The sequence below is a fragment of the Ruegeria sp. BHSA163 genome, from assembly GCF_059613365.1.
The window spans coordinates 25,225-39,247 of record NZ_JBXWSJ010000008.1 but is presented as its reverse complement, the minus strand read 5'-3'; the positions used below and the strand labels follow the sequence as shown (position 1 = coordinate 39,247).

Sequence of the window (14,023 nt, the reverse complement as noted above, 5' to 3'; positions counted from 1 at the left end):
AACAGCTTATGCCATTTTGGCAAAGTGATGTCTGCTTCTTGGTTGTGTGACCAGCATCAACTACATGTAACTGGTAATAGCCTTTGAAGCGATCAGGAAGCCTGCACTGCGATGAACAGGACAAATACAGCGCATGCAAAGGATGCCGTTTTGACGCAAGCGTTCGTTGAGAGGCATTACGGTTTTCTTGGGTCGTTTAAACTACATTGTCACGCTCTTGGCTGGGATCTTGTTCGTTCTCCAACAAATGTTGCTTTGGCCCCCTTGTTTTTGCTGGTGCGTCTTGCCGCACTCATACTTCGCGGTGTTGGCTTTAGAAGGATGTCGAGTTGGCTCAGCAGCCGTCGCGTTTTTTTCCGCTCATCCGTCTCAAGGGCCGTGGAAGCTTCCATATGGGCTGAAGTGATGGAAGAAAGATGCGAACCCTTAAGCCAAACAACACCTCATCAAAAACGGCTTGTTGAGGAATACGCAGACGTTCGCAACGCCATCTCGGAAATATTCACCTCAGTAATGTTTCTATGTGTCGGGCTCATTGTCTTCGAAACAGCGACCCCTGGCGTGGTTTCGATGGCTCCGATCGTATCGGATGTCGCAAGGACAACGGCCGCAAGCGAGAGTTTTCTGTTCGGACAGCGTCTTGGAAGCGTTTGGTATGGCGTTTTTCCTCCGGAAGTACCGCTGTGGTTCGTCGTTTCCATTGGTTTTGCACTCGCAGCTGGCGCATCGATTGTGACCACGTTTGCCGGCGTTATCGCAGATCCGCTTCAAGCGGTTACAGGTGTTCATAAACGCCGCATTATGCGATTGATCCGAGCGCTTGATGAGAATTTTGACGATCCTCCCAAACTTGCGCGGGAACACATTCTTGCACGCTTTTCCGACCTCACCGACGCAGGCGTGAGTCTGGTGCGTACGTTACGACCCTAGCTAACAAACTCAAAGACTGCTTAGGGCTCAGAGCGGTCGTTCAGCAGAAACATCTTTAGCGACCGCTCTGCGGACGGAGCGGAACTTGCTGATTGCAACGACAATGGCGGTATACGGTGGAACAGGCGCCGTTGCTTTACCCCGCAAGGAACCTAAGAATATGCCGAGTTAATTCTGCTGGCGCTTCCTCGGGGATTGCATGTCCACATGGCAGGGCGGCACTCGAGACGTGGTTTGCTTTTTCCTGCCAGGTCGCCTCGACGTCATAAAGCTCTCCAACAACACTTTGCGCGCCCCATATGGCCAACAGCGGAGCGTTGACGCGACTGGCAATATCTTCCCGATCGTGCTCCAGATCAATGCTCGCCGCCGCGCGGTAGTCTTCGCAAATCGCATGAAGTGTCGCCGGATCCCTGTAGCTGCGCAGGTACTCGGCGATCGCAGCCTCGTCCACGGACCCGTCGATCTTGACCTGACTCGCGATATGTCTGCGCAAGAAATACTCAGGATCCGAGGCGATCATTTTTTCCGGCAATCCGTCCGGCTGGATCAGGAAAAACCACCAGAAATAGCGCGTCGCAAACTCCTGATTGGTTTGCGCGTACATCGTGAGTGTCGGGGCAATATCAAGAACGATCAGACGTTCAACGGCATCCGGAAAATCAAGCGCGAGGCGATGGGCCACCCGGCCTCCACGATCATGGCCAACGACGGAAAACGTGTCATGGCCCAAATGCGTCATCAAGGCGATCTGGTCGGCTGCCATGACCCGCTTGGAATATGGAAGGTGCGAGGGATCGCTTTCCGGCTTGTTGCTGTCGCCATAGCCCCTGAGATCAGGAGCGATCACCTGATAGCCGGCTTCCACAAGGCGCGGGGCAATCTTGCGCCAGACTATATGGGTTTGTGGATGGCCGTGCAGCAGCAAGATCGGCGATCCTGTCCCTGCACTGGCGTAGTTAATGGCAAGATCAGGTAACTCGACCCGTTGGACGTCAAAGCCTTTAAGGAAAGCGGACGCGACCACTTACGACCCTTCCAAAACGGCATCCGCTATTGCCGCGCCACATGTCTTGGTGTCGGCTGGCCCTCCAAGGTCGGGCGTGCGCAAAGCCTCCTCCGACAAGACCCGCTCAATAGCCGACACAATCGACGCGCCGGCCTCGGGCGCACCCAGATGTTCCAGCATCATGGCCGCCGCCCATATCTGACCGATCGGGTTGGCGATACCAAGTCCCGCGATGTCCGGCGCAGAGCCATGGACTGGTTCAAAGAGAGATGGGAACGTTCCTTCCGGGTTGATGTTTCCCGACGGCGCAATGCCGATTGTACCTGTGCAGGCCGGGCCCAGATCAGACAGGATGTCGCCAAACAGGTTGGACGCCACGACAACATCGAACCAGTCTGGGTGCAGGACAAATTGGGCGGTCAAAATGTCGATATGATATTTATCGACCTTAATGTCGGGATAGTGCGCCGCCATCTCTGCGACCCGCTCGTCCCAATACGGCATCGTAATCGAGATCCCGTTGGATTTAGTGGCAGATGTCAGGTGCTTGCCGCGTTTTGCCGCCAGATCAAATGCATATTTCAGGATGCGATCGACACCGACCCGGCTCATGACGGACTCTTGCAGAACAATCTCTCGATCCGTGCCGGGGAACATCTTACCACCGATCGACGAATATTCGCCTTCGGTGTTCTCGCGCACGATCATCATGTCAATGTCCCCGGGTCCGCGACCCGCCAATGGCAGCGGCACGCCAGGCATGGCGCGCGCGGGGCGCAGGCTGACATACTGATCGAACTCGCGCCGAAACTGGATGAGCGATCCCCAAAGCGAGACGTGATCGGGCACAACTTCAGGCCATCCGACTGCCCCAAAAAAGAGTGCATCACTTCCACCCAGATGATCCTTCCAATCGTCTGGAAGCATTTGCCCATGCTTGGTGTAATAGTCGGCGGAGGCAAAGCCGTGATCGTCAAGATCAAATCCCAGGTCAAACCGTTTCGCGGCGGCCTCCAGAACACGAATACCTTCCGGCGTCGTCTCTTTCCCGATCCCGTCGCCCGGGATGACTGCAATCTTCCAGCTGTTTTTTGGCATGTGCTTTGTCCTTATGGTCTCGCTCTGAGTAAGCCAGTCTTTGGGGTCAAGCAACAGAAGCGCGGCGCACAAGTCTTAGCCAGAGCACTTCCGCTCTGGGCTCAAAGCAGACATTTGCTGCAGCTTGCTTGAACGTCTACTTTGCGGACAAACCGGACATTCACTTCATAAGCCGCAGAAGTTTTTCTGGAAGGACTAGGCTGCTGCTACAGCGCGTTTAAGTTGATTCAGCGCGGTTCTTAGCCTTGATCTCGGACAAGCAATGTTCAGCCTGTCGAAACGTGAGCTTACCCCGTGCGATTTAGAATGGCTTCCACCGCTTTATCCTCCTCGCCAAGACTCTCCTGCAAAAATCTCCTTGAGGTCAATCACTGGGACGTGCGGGGCACCGCTGAGAACATCCGCTCCGGGCTCGAAGTTGTGGTTCCCCACAACCTAAGCCGCTGGATATGCTAAGGGCTTGTCGTGGCGTTTCTTAATGCCGCCGCCCAATCCTCAAGGTGGTTATCGTGATATGGGCCTTGTTCGGATTTAAAGGTCACGATCCCCTTGGCGTCGAGGACATACAAGCGCTCTGGTGCTCCAGCATAATCGTCATTTATCCGATTGTCTGGCCAATCCAGAACAATTTGGCTGTGAAAGCTGTAGGCTTTTCGCCAATCATGGGCCACCTTGGCACGCTCTTTCATATCTTTTGGTTGCGCGTACATTATTTCGTCGGCACGATTTGAGTTTGTATTCCATCCGTCTGTCGGATGCGCTTCCAGCGTGTAAACGAAGACGAACTGAACTGAATTTTCGAATTCGCCAATCAACTGCTTCATACGCTCGGATTGCTGACGAAATATGGGACATGTGTAGCTCCCGAAAATCAACGAGACAGGCGCATCACGAAGATCGGATAGTTTCAGTAAGTCGGATGAAACGTCACCATCCTCACTCAAAACGTGCGCCAAAAAGTCTGGAGCCGGTTCGCCCACGTTGGCTTGGCACCTCTCTTCACCTGCGGCTGCTTTATCGAGATAGTCATGAAAATCAGCTTTACTTAAGCTCATCGCTTCTTTGAATTCATCATCGGACATGCTGTCCATCTGATCACGCATACCGAATGCAATTTTGCTCATTGTTCGTCCTCCGCCACGCCAAATCTACCACGCGTGGCCAAGAAGTCTGTAGCGGTCGTTTGCCAAGTACTTCGGTCGCGCCTGCCAGGTGGACAAAGCGGTCGCGCGGCGTAAGCACATGTCCGATCGAAACAGAGCGCATCGCTGCCCAGATGGCAGTTCGGACATATCGCACAATTTTGTGTATTATGAAGCCGAGCCATACGCTCAAACAATTTCGAACAATAGCAATTTTGGAGACGATTTATGCAGCATTTGCATACCAAAGCCCGCAATACTCTTGTCGCCTGTATTAGCTCGTTCTTTGTTTTCGTACCCGCAGTCTCAGCAGAGGCTAATTTCCAGACGACATGCAACCAAAAAGCGGATCAGGCATTCAATGAAGGCCTGAACCTCATCCACAACATGATGTATATTCAAGCCGAAGAAGCGTTCAATATGGCAGCGGCGGCAGATCCAGCATGTGCTATGGCGCAATGGGGTATCGCGATGTCGAACTTTCATCCTCTTTGGCCCGGCACTCCAAGTGAAGCCGAAACAGAGAGAGGGTCTGCTGCAGCCGAAAAACTCGCGTCAATGTCCACCGAAAGCGCCCTTGAACAAGCGATGATGGATGCTGCTGCTGCTTTCTACGCCCCGAACCAAGAAGGCTACCGCGCTCAGCTTACTTCGTGGGCAGAGACACAAATCGCTGCGGCGGACCAACATTCCGACGACGTAGACGCTGCGGCTTTCGCATCGCTGGCGCGCCTTGCAACCGCGCCGCGGGGCTCCGACGGGATCAAAGTGAAGTCGCGGGTGGGAGACACGCTCGACGAACTTCACCAAAAGGTACCAGAACATCCCGGTGTCATACATTACGCCATCCATGCTTATGACAATCCGCCCCTAAAGGATCGAGGCAGGCCATATGCCAAGATTTATGACAAAACGGCTCCTAGCGCTCCACATGCGCTGCATATGCCCGCCCACATCTTTACACGGACAGGGGAATGGGAAAAATCAATCGATCTGAATGGCCGATCGGCCGAAGCTGCTCTTGAACAATCCAAAGACGTTGTGCAAAGCCATTATGCGCATGCCATCGACTATATGGTTTACGGCCATTTGCAACTTGGCGATGTGGACGAAGCCGAAAGGCTCGTCGGCGAAATGCTGGCAATCCAAAACCATCAGGTCAGTTTCGGCAGCGCTTATGCACTGGCGGCTGCGCCTGTTCGGCTGCCTCTGGAGCAAGAACAATGGGAGATCGCCGCAGCGTTGTCAGAGGAGATGCATCCGGTCATTCCATGGGAGAAATTCCCGCAAACCGTTGCTATGCGGGTGTTCGCCATCGGTATAGGCGCAGCCCGTAGTGGCGATGTTAACAACGCGCAGAGCGCGGTTGCTGAACTTAAGTCGCTGCACGCCACGATGGAAGACCGCGGACAGGGCTACTGGGCGCAATTGACCGAAGCGCAGATTTTGACGGTTGAAGCTTGGATTGAGTTGGCCAACGGTGACGCCGAAATTGCGGTAGCCAAGCAGACTGCCGCGGCCGATCTCGAGGATAAGATTGGCAAAAGTCCGGTTACGCCCGGCCACGTACTTCCGGCTCGAGAACTTCTGGGGGACATGTTGATGGTGCTAGGAAAGCCCGATGAAGCTGCGGTCGCTTATCAGGCGACGCTGGATCTTTCTCCAAACAGAGCACGAAGCCTCGCGGCACTTCAATAAGTGCACCCAATACACTCGGTCGGTGCTTAGTTTTTTTCAGCGGCATCGGCCGCTTTGGCCTCAACGCTGACATCCGACAGATTTGGTCAGATGACTGGTTTGAGGTTGCGAGCGGACATTTCGACCGCTCGCAGGGTGGTCAGATGTCGATCTGTTCAGCAATGCACAAAGCGTCGTCAAGTTCAACGCCAAGATACCGCACCGTGCTATCAACTTTGGCATGTCCGAGCAGCAACTGGACTGCGCGCAGGTTTCCGGTCTTTCGATAAATCAACGCCGCCTTTGTGCGTCTGAGCGAATGGGTGCCATAGTTTCGCGGATCAAGGCCGATCCCGGCCACCCAGTCTCGGACGATCCTTGCATATTGCCGTGTCGACAGGAATGGTCGATCGTGCAAACGACTTGGAAAAAGGTTCACACAGCCCTTCATATTGGAGCTGCACACCCAGTCCCGGATTGTCTGCCTTATGTTTTCCGATACCTCGAACTGCACTGGTTTTTGTGTTTTGCTTGCAATGACTGTGACGCGGTCGCGGACACAGTTTCCAACAAAAAGATCGACGACTTTCAATCGGAGCAGGTCGCAGCCGCGCAGTTTGCTGTCAATCGCAAGATTAAACAGGGCCAGGTCCCTGCGGTTTCCAGCGAGTTCGAGCCTTGTTCGGATCGCCCAGACCTGCTTGGGAAGCAAGGGGCGCTTTTGGCCAACGCTCCTGCCCTTGTTCCAGGGAGAACGGGTATTATGAACGACTGGGAGTTTGACATTGGACATTTTCGACTTCCTCTCTCCATCCCTCCCACTCCGGACATCAACACCCTGTTGACGGGCCAGGTTTATCAGAGCGCCCTTGGTGTATGCGAAATGCCATGCCTCATCGAAGTTGCACTCGGTAGTCTCACATAAGGTCAAACCCGTTTCGCGCCCTGCTCATTTAGTAGAAGCGTGCCCTCAAAAAACGGTTGAACGGGAGCGCTCCACCAGTTTGACGGTGACATAGCCGATCATGGGGTGGGGTCAGTCAGGCTTGCAGCGTTTGCCCATGGTTTCTTGCAGCCCGACTTCGACCGGACGGTCCATTGCGTGCCACAAGGTCGAGATTGAGAGGAAAATATGTTTAGAAAGAAAGCCTTTTCGTGCGAGCATTGTAATCAAATGACCGCTTGAAATCAGGCTAAGGAAAAAATGAACGGCGCTCAATCACTCGTAAAAACCCTGTTGAACAATGGCGTGGATACAGTTTTCGCAAATCCCGGCACCTCGGAAATGCACTTTGTCGCTGCCTTGGATGAACACCCGGAGATGAATTGCATTCTTTGCCTTTTCGAAGGAGGAACGACGGGCGCGGCGGATGGGTATTTTCGCATGAAACGTGATGTTGCGGGCACGCTGCTGCATCTTGCGCCCGGCTTTGGCAACGCATTTGCCAATTTGCACAACGCCCGAAAAGCAGGGTCCGGGATCTTGAACGTCGTGGGCGATCACGCGAAGCATCATCTGCGCTACGAAAGCCCTTTGAAGGGAGACATCCTCGGTATCAGCCAAGCGGTCAGTCATTGGACGCGAGTGTCATTCAATGCCACCGATGTAGCTACGGATGGAGCTGCAGGGGTTCAAGCAGCCCGCGCGCAAAACGGCCAGATCGCGACCCTTGTCCTGCCTGCCGACACAGCTTGGAACGAAGCGAACGCAGCGGCAAACCGTTGGGACAGCAAAGAAAGACTCCGTCGGCCGTCAATAGGCGAGATAGAGGCCGCGGCAACCCGTCTTGTGACGCCGAACGCCGTGCTGATGATTGGCGGATCAGCCCTGTTTGGACCGCAGCGCAAACTTGCTGGACAAATTGCAGCCGCGACGGGGTGCCGGTTGTTGGCCGATACTCTGATACCGCGCATTTCCAAAGGCGCAGGAACAGCAAAGCTAGACCAACTGGTCTACCCGATATCGCCCAAGATCGCTCAGCTCAAAGCAACAGCTTCGGTTACCCTGCTTGGCGCAAATAGGCCAGTCGCCTTTTTTGCCTATCCCGGGAAACCGAGCGTGCCCGAACCTCCGAATTGCCCCATTACCGACTTGTGTACGCCCACAGATGATATCGAGTGGACGCTGCAAGCGCTCGCCGACGCGGTCGGGGTCACATGCATAACGGTAGCAGAAACCCATTCGCTCGATCTGCCGGACATTCCCAGCGGGCAGTTGACCCTCGAAAAAGTTGGTTTGGCGTTGGCTGCGCTGATCCCGGAAAACGCCATCATCTGCAATGAGTCTGTTACCTCCGGGTTTCATGTCATTCCACCGACAGCCACCGCTCGTCCGCATGATCTGCTCGCTGGCACCGGCGGCGCGATTGGGCTGTGTTTGCCTTGCGCAACGGGTGCGGCCACCGCCTGCCCGGACCGAAAAGTCGTAGCCCTGACTGGGGATGGGTCGGCCATGTATACGCTACAATCACTGTGGACCATGGCGCGGGAAAATCTCGACGTCACGGTGATTGTTTTTGCAAACCGCGGTTATCAAATTCTGCGCGATGAACTCACAAACGTCGGCGTGGCGAACTATGGTCAGAATGCTCAGGCTATGTTTGACGTGGAGAACCCGGCACTGGACTGGGTATCTCTGGCGAAAGGCCACGGTATTCCTGGGACACGCGCAGATGACATGGACAGCTTTGCAAAGGCGCTCTCCACCGGTCTCTTCAGCGACGGGCCATCTCTGATCGAAGTTGTGTGTCCCTCGCCGGCATGAGTATTCTGAGGCGGAACCTGAAGAGCAGACGAGACTATGCCCACCGACTTCGTTGAACTCGGCCCCAAGGCAGCAAGTGCAACTATTCTGCTTGCCCATGGCGCAGGCGCCCCGATGGATGCCCCTGGCATAACAGCAATTGCAGAAGCACTTGCAGCGCAAAACCTCAGGATCGTTCGATTTGAATTCGCCTACATGGTGCAGCGCCGAACCGAAGGCAGTCGCAAACCCCCTCCCCGCGCAGACAAACTGAACTCTGAGTATCTCTCTGCAATCGAAGAGCTCAAAGTTGATGGCCCGCTGATCATTGGTGGAAAGTCCATGGGTGGGCGCGTGGCCAGTATGATTGCGGATGAGCTATTTGAAGCGGAACGCGTCGTTGGTTTGCTCTGTGTGGGCTATCCGTTCCACCCGATCGGCAAACCCGAGAAGCTACGTACCGAGCATCTACAATGTCTGCGAACGCCAACGCTGATCTGTCAGGGAACACGGGACCAGTTTGGCACGAAGGATGAAGTCAGTAGGTACTATCTTTCATCAGCAATACAAATGAGTTGGTTTGAAGACGGAGATCACGATCTGAAGCCACGCAAACGGGTTTCAGGTTTTACCCACGCTGACCACATGAACGCGATGGGCGCAACAGTTTCGGCTTGGATAGACGGGATAAACATATAGGGCTGCTGTTTGGCGCCACCTGCTGCGGGATTGCCGTGTTTACAGGGTTTGAAACGGCCCTGCAGGCAGCAACGCGAATTTAAGATAAGGGCGTCTAAACGATAAAATGATTTCGCCTGGAAGCCTACTGTCAGGCATGTTCGCTTTCTGGAATCAAACTCTTGCTCTCCTCAGGTCTGGGTTGTTCTGATCCAAACTCTTCGGAACTTCCTAATTGTTCGAGCAGCTATTCACCGCGTTGTTCACTTCCATTCACCATTGCTCCGTTCCCCGCTACGTACGTAGCGGGCTTGCCCTTTGTGCTCGCCGGAAGTCATCCGCCCATGGGTCGCGCATTCCCAAGCGGGAACGCCCTTTTTACTCGTGACCATCGCTTCAATGACGTCCGGATCATTGCTTGCGCCATCACCCCACTTGATCAGCGGGGATTTATTGGACTTACCGTTTGGCAACGGTGTCACTTTGACCGGAAACACGTACCATCCGTGGGTGTCTGCGAGCCGCAGTGCGCTATCCAGTGGGCTTTCGGTGAAAGATCCGTCCATCACAACGCCCCCCTATGGATTGCCCAAATGGGGAAAGATGAAGTATAATCAGGGAGAAACCGACCAGTTTCAAACAAACTCCGAACCCCGGTTGCGATTGCCGTCGCGCCGGGGTTTTTCATTGCATCGTCGTCAAATTTGTGTCCCAGCGGGGTTTGTAACCCATTGTTCCGATTAGGACCGAAAACACCGGTTGTGTCCCAGTCCATTGTTTGATTTCCTTGAGGAAATTGTGACCTTGGGCAGTTCTGCCGGGGTCGCCATTTTTTGACAGAGTAATTTTTTCCAACAATGTTTTATGTACTATTGCATCGGCTGTGGACGTTGGAGTCTTTTACCTGGTTGCTTTGACTAGGAATATCTCTTGCGCTCATGATCGGTTTGGTGGGCGTGCATATTCCGCCGTTGAAGGGCCTACATGATCGGCGCTTGTCGCCCAAAACGATCTGATTTCTTGTGGGTCGACTAACGTAATTAACACTTCCATATTAGATTTGGAAACTTCGGGAGTTGTGAAAATTGGATTCTCTGACCGAACCATTCTTGATCGAACCATCTCGGGTAACTGGAACCATACTGGTTACCGGTGCAGGAGGGTGTATTGGGTCGTGGGTTGTTGCGATCCTTGCAAACTCTGGCGCCAAGGTCGTGGCCTTCGATCTTCGCGAAGATCGAAGGCGATTGTCACTTCTGATTGATGACGAGGCTGCAAGTTGCGTAACCTGGGAAGTCGGCGATATATCAAATCAGGATCAGCTCTACGAAATTTGCGGTAGGCACAATGTTACCGCCGTGATTCACCTTGCTGGATTGATGATCCCTTTTTGCAAAGCTGACCCGGCGTTGGGCGCTCGTGTGAATGTAGAAGGAACAATAAATGTTCTTGAAGTCGCGCGCCGACATGGGTTGAAAAGGCTTGCTTACGCAAGCTCGTCTGCTGTCCACGGAATGCCGCCGGGCGGACCGACAATTGCCACGCTTTATGGCGCATACAAACTTGCGAATGAATACACTGCAGAAGTTTATTCGCTTGATTGGGGGGTGCCGTCGGTGGGAATTCGTCCAAACGTTGTTTACGGGGTAGGGCGCGACCAAGGGATGACGTCAGAGTTCAGCGTGGGCTTGGCGCATTCTGTCATCGGTAAACCATTTCGAATTTCTTACGGAGGACCATTGAGTTGGCTTTACGCAGGTGAAGCTGCATCAGCTTTCATAGCATCCGTGAGCAAAGATGGTGAAAGAGCCGTTGTTTTTGACCTAAATGGAACCTGCATGACTGTCGAAGAAGGGCTGGAGATACTTTCCAGCCTTGATCCAGCACACGAGATCACCACGACCGGTGATATGTTGCCGGTACCAGCTGACCTGAGTGACCAGCCAATCAGAGATTATCTTGGGGACTATCCTTCGGTAAAACCTGCAGAAGGAATCCGTTGGACGTTGGAAGCGTTTCGCAGACTGCATTCAGAAGGGAAGTTGGCGTTCAACTAGTAGCCAGGGGCAACATCTTGGAGCGAATATTGATGTGCGCCATGACTCAAATGAAAAGACTTCGTATGGTCGCGCAAGTAACTTGAGGAATGCCGTTTTGCGCATCACTTCAGAGCTCCGTTCGTCCATGGCTCAAAGTTTCGTCCTTCAAATGTTTTAGGTACGCCGCCCCAAAGGACCAAGCGTTGGTCTTGCGACTTACCGAAACGAAACTTCATCTCTTCGGCATTATGTAATTCACACCGGTACTAGTCGTCTGCTGGAACCTCGAGCTTCTGCATGAGCGGTTGGCTTGGCTGTAGTAGTTGCCTCATAACTGCTTTCGCAAGAAAGCTACCCGCGGTTCCAACGTCTTCAAATTCGACAAGGATATCTTCGCGAAACAGCTTTAATATTGGGACAACCTCCTTTGAGAATACATCAATGTCCTGCCCTAAACGTCTGCCCCTTTGCTCAACTGCAACAATAGCGGCCATCGCTGCCTTTGACGATGAGCAGATGATGGCATCGATATCAGGTGAAATTGACAATCTGCGCTTGATCCAATGACGGATGTCGTCGGAAGATTGATCACTGTCCACGTTCTGCGCCACTCGAAAAGTAAGGCCCAGATTCGGAGCCGCCTGTTCCAATCCGCGCAACATATCTTGCGAGTAGTTTTGACTTGAGGGAGGCAACATTGCGTATACATTTTTGCGGCCGCGCGCAGCAAGCCGCTTAAGGGCGACGTGCATAAAAGCTGTGTTGTCGTAATCATAGTATGCGTGTCGGTCGCACCAAATAGTGCGTCCGTGGGTCGCGAAAGGGAAATTTCGCTTCAAAAGATAGTCGACTCGGGGGTCCTCGGGCTCAGTCATATTGAAGATCACGGCATCTGCCGAGCGGGTTTCGACGATATATTTGATGGGGCGAAGTGAGTCTTCGTCTGGAAACCACGGCAGCACGTTTAGATGAAATTGAGTGCCCCGAAGTTCCAGAGCAATTGAATTCGTCAATTTCGAAGCGTTGTTTATGACTTCGCCTTCTGCAGGAACGACCAATGTTATGACGTTCGTTCTGCCTGTGCGCAGTCGGACGCCGGCCCGGTTGGGGACGTATCCGATGGCTTGAGCTATGGTTCGAACAAGCTCTTTGGTGTCGCTGCTGATGTCCGGTGCATCGCCCAACGCACGTGACACGGTCGCGACGGCCAAGCCGCTGATTCTTGCAATTGTTTTCAAAGTCGGACGTTCGCCGGGACGGACGAGTGCCTTGAGCTCGTCGGAACTCAAATTGCAAAGATCTGCTGTCGTTCGTCGCATTCCGATCAACTCCGTGAAGGCAATAATTGAGGCTCGGTATTCAAGTTCCGTCGTTCCTCCGCAAGAGCGCGGTCCATATATAGCCGTCTAAAAAAAGCCTTTGCAAGCATTAACTATAACGTTATAGATCGGCCTATAACGTTATAGATTGGGAGGAAGACATGAATCGGGTCAAAGGGCTGTTATCAGCAACAGCGATTGTCGCGGCGTCCAGCGCTGCTGCTACCGAGCTGGAAGTCATGCATTGGTGGACTTCTGGTGGCGAAGCTGCGGCGGTGAAGGAATTCGCAGACGCATTCAATGCATCGGGAAACACTTGGGTTGACGCGGCAATCGCTGGCGGAGAGGCGGCGAGGGCAGTAATGGTCAGTCGATTGACCGGCGGAGATCCGATGGGCGCCTTCCAGTTCAACCATGGGCGTCAGGCCGAAGAATTGATTGAAGCAGGTCTTTTACGCGACATCACGGATATTGCCGAGGCAGAGGGTTGGAAGGATATCGTAAACCCTTCGACATTGCTTGACGCATGCACCGTAGACGGGCGCATTTATTGCGCGCCTGTGAATATTCACTCTTGGCAGTGGATATGGTTGTCGCACAAAGCCTACGAAGATGCAGGACTGCCGGTTCCCACCAATTGGGAAGAATTCGTAGCATCCGCGCCAAAACTTCAGGAGGCTGGAAAGCTCCCTCTGGCGCTGGGACAACAAGGTTGGCAACAGCGCGGGCTGTTTAATGTTCTTTTTGCCGCTTTGGTATCAAATGACGTGTTTATGTCTGTGTACGGCGACAAAAATGTTGAGATCGCCGGGGGCGAGGATGTGGCAGCAGTTTTCAAAGCGGCTGAAACAGCGCGCGCCATGGCCGCAGAATCAACGGTACAAAACTGGAATGACGCAACTAATCTCGTAATCACCGGGCAGGCCGGAGGTCAGGTCATGGGTGACTGGGCGCAAGGTGAATTTGCCATGGCTGAACAAGTCGCCGGTGAAGATTATAGTTGCTTGCCCGGTTTGGGCATGACCGAGCTGCTGAGCACCGGCGGTGATGCCTTCTATTTCCCGGTGTTGGAAGATGAAGCGCAAGTCGCAGCGCAGACTGAATTGGCAAAACTGATGCTGAAACCTGAAACGCAAGTGGCGTTCAATTTAAAAAAAGGTTCGCTGCCTGTTCGCGGTGATATTGATTTGTCGACTGCAAACGACTGCATGCAGAAGGGCCTGAAACTTCTGAGTGAAGGCGCCCTGCTGCCTGACACAGCGATGCTGAACACGCCTGACACGGCCGACCAGATCAGCACGCTCTTCGTCGAATTCTTCGCTGATCCTTCGATAACGGCTGAGGACGCTCAGGCGCAATTCGTGACGATTATCGAAAACGCCGAATAA

12 protein-coding genes are annotated in these 14,023 nt (G+C 53.6%); 6 read left to right on the top strand and 6 right to left on the bottom strand.

Going from position 1 to position 14,023, the window contains the following annotated elements:
* The first annotated feature begins 111 nt into the window (after positions 1-111).
* Positions 112-930 carry a DUF6635 family protein gene (locus AC2FNV_RS05900; protein ID WP_367648303.1) on the top strand — a complete coding sequence of 273 codons (819 nt, stop codon included), beginning with the start codon at positions 112-114 and terminating at the stop codon, positions 928-930.
* Between the two features lie 136 nt (positions 931-1,066).
* Here AC2FNV_RS05900 and AC2FNV_RS05895 read toward each other — a convergent pair whose 3' ends face one another.
* From AC2FNV_RS05895 to AC2FNV_RS05885, 3 genes are all read right to left on the bottom strand, one after another.
* The gene (locus AC2FNV_RS05895; protein WP_170606342.1) at positions 1,067-1,957 is read right to left on the bottom strand and encodes an alpha/beta fold hydrolase; all 891 of its coding nucleotides are present in this window, start codon (positions 1,955-1,957) and stop codon (positions 1,067-1,069) included.
* Positions 1,958-3,037, bottom strand: coding sequence for a tartrate dehydrogenase (locus tag AC2FNV_RS05890; RefSeq protein ID WP_170606340.1), 1,080 nt, complete (start codon positions 3,035-3,037; stop codon positions 1,958-1,960).
* 452 nt (positions 3,038-3,489) lie between these two features.
* Entirely contained in the window at positions 3,490-4,161 is a 672-nt protein-coding gene (locus tag AC2FNV_RS05885) for a deiodinase-like protein (protein WP_170606338.1), read from the bottom strand.
* Between the two features lie 246 nt (positions 4,162-4,407).
* On the opposite strand from AC2FNV_RS05885, the gene AC2FNV_RS05880 reads away from it, so the two are divergent.
* Positions 4,408-5,877 carry a tetratricopeptide repeat protein gene (locus AC2FNV_RS05880; RefSeq protein ID WP_170606337.1) on the top strand — a complete coding sequence of 490 codons (1,470 nt, stop codon included), beginning with the start codon at positions 4,408-4,410 and terminating at the stop codon, positions 5,875-5,877.
* Positions 5,878-6,016: 139 nt separating this feature from the next.
* On the opposite strand, the gene AC2FNV_RS05875 is transcribed toward AC2FNV_RS05880, so the two are convergent.
* Entirely contained in the window at positions 6,017-6,649 is a 633-nt protein-coding gene (locus tag AC2FNV_RS05875) for a tyrosine-type recombinase/integrase (protein WP_170606335.1), read from the bottom strand.
* Positions 6,650-7,060: 411 nt separating this feature from the next.
* Here AC2FNV_RS05875 and AC2FNV_RS05870 point away from each other — a divergent pair, with 411 nt between their 5' ends.
* Both AC2FNV_RS05870 and AC2FNV_RS05865 read left to right on the top strand, forming a co-directional pair.
* Positions 7,061-8,620, top strand: coding sequence for an acetolactate synthase large subunit (locus AC2FNV_RS05870; protein ID WP_170606334.1), 1,560 nt, complete (start codon positions 7,061-7,063; stop codon positions 8,618-8,620).
* Between the two features lie 36 nt (positions 8,621-8,656).
* Positions 8,657-9,298, top strand: a complete 642-nt coding sequence (locus AC2FNV_RS05865; RefSeq protein WP_170606332.1) for an alpha/beta family hydrolase — start codon at positions 8,657-8,659, stop codon at positions 9,296-9,298.
* Between the two features lie 242 nt (positions 9,299-9,540).
* Here the strand turns inward: AC2FNV_RS05865 and AC2FNV_RS05860 are convergent, their stop codons facing one another.
* A complete protein-coding gene (locus AC2FNV_RS05860) occupies positions 9,541-9,843 on the bottom strand; it encodes a bifunctional DNA primase/polymerase (RefSeq protein WP_170606330.1) in 303 nt (100 codons plus the stop codon).
* Between the two features lie 519 nt (positions 9,844-10,362).
* On the opposite strand from AC2FNV_RS05860, the gene AC2FNV_RS05855 reads away from it, so the two are divergent.
* Positions 10,363-11,334 carry an NAD-dependent epimerase/dehydratase family protein gene (locus AC2FNV_RS05855; RefSeq protein WP_170480818.1) on the top strand — a complete coding sequence of 324 codons (972 nt, stop codon included), beginning with the start codon at positions 10,363-10,365 and terminating at the stop codon, positions 11,332-11,334.
* A 248-nt stretch (positions 11,335-11,582) separates the two neighbouring features.
* Here the strand turns inward: AC2FNV_RS05855 and AC2FNV_RS05850 are convergent, their stop codons facing one another.
* Positions 11,583-12,635, bottom strand: coding sequence for a LacI family transcriptional regulator (locus tag AC2FNV_RS05850; protein WP_170480816.1), 1,053 nt, complete (start codon positions 12,633-12,635; stop codon positions 11,583-11,585).
* Between the two features lie 161 nt (positions 12,636-12,796).
* On the opposite strand from AC2FNV_RS05850, the gene AC2FNV_RS05845 reads away from it, so the two are divergent.
* Positions 12,797-14,023, top strand: coding sequence for an ABC transporter substrate-binding protein (locus AC2FNV_RS05845; protein ID WP_170480813.1), 1,227 nt, complete (start codon positions 12,797-12,799; stop codon positions 14,021-14,023).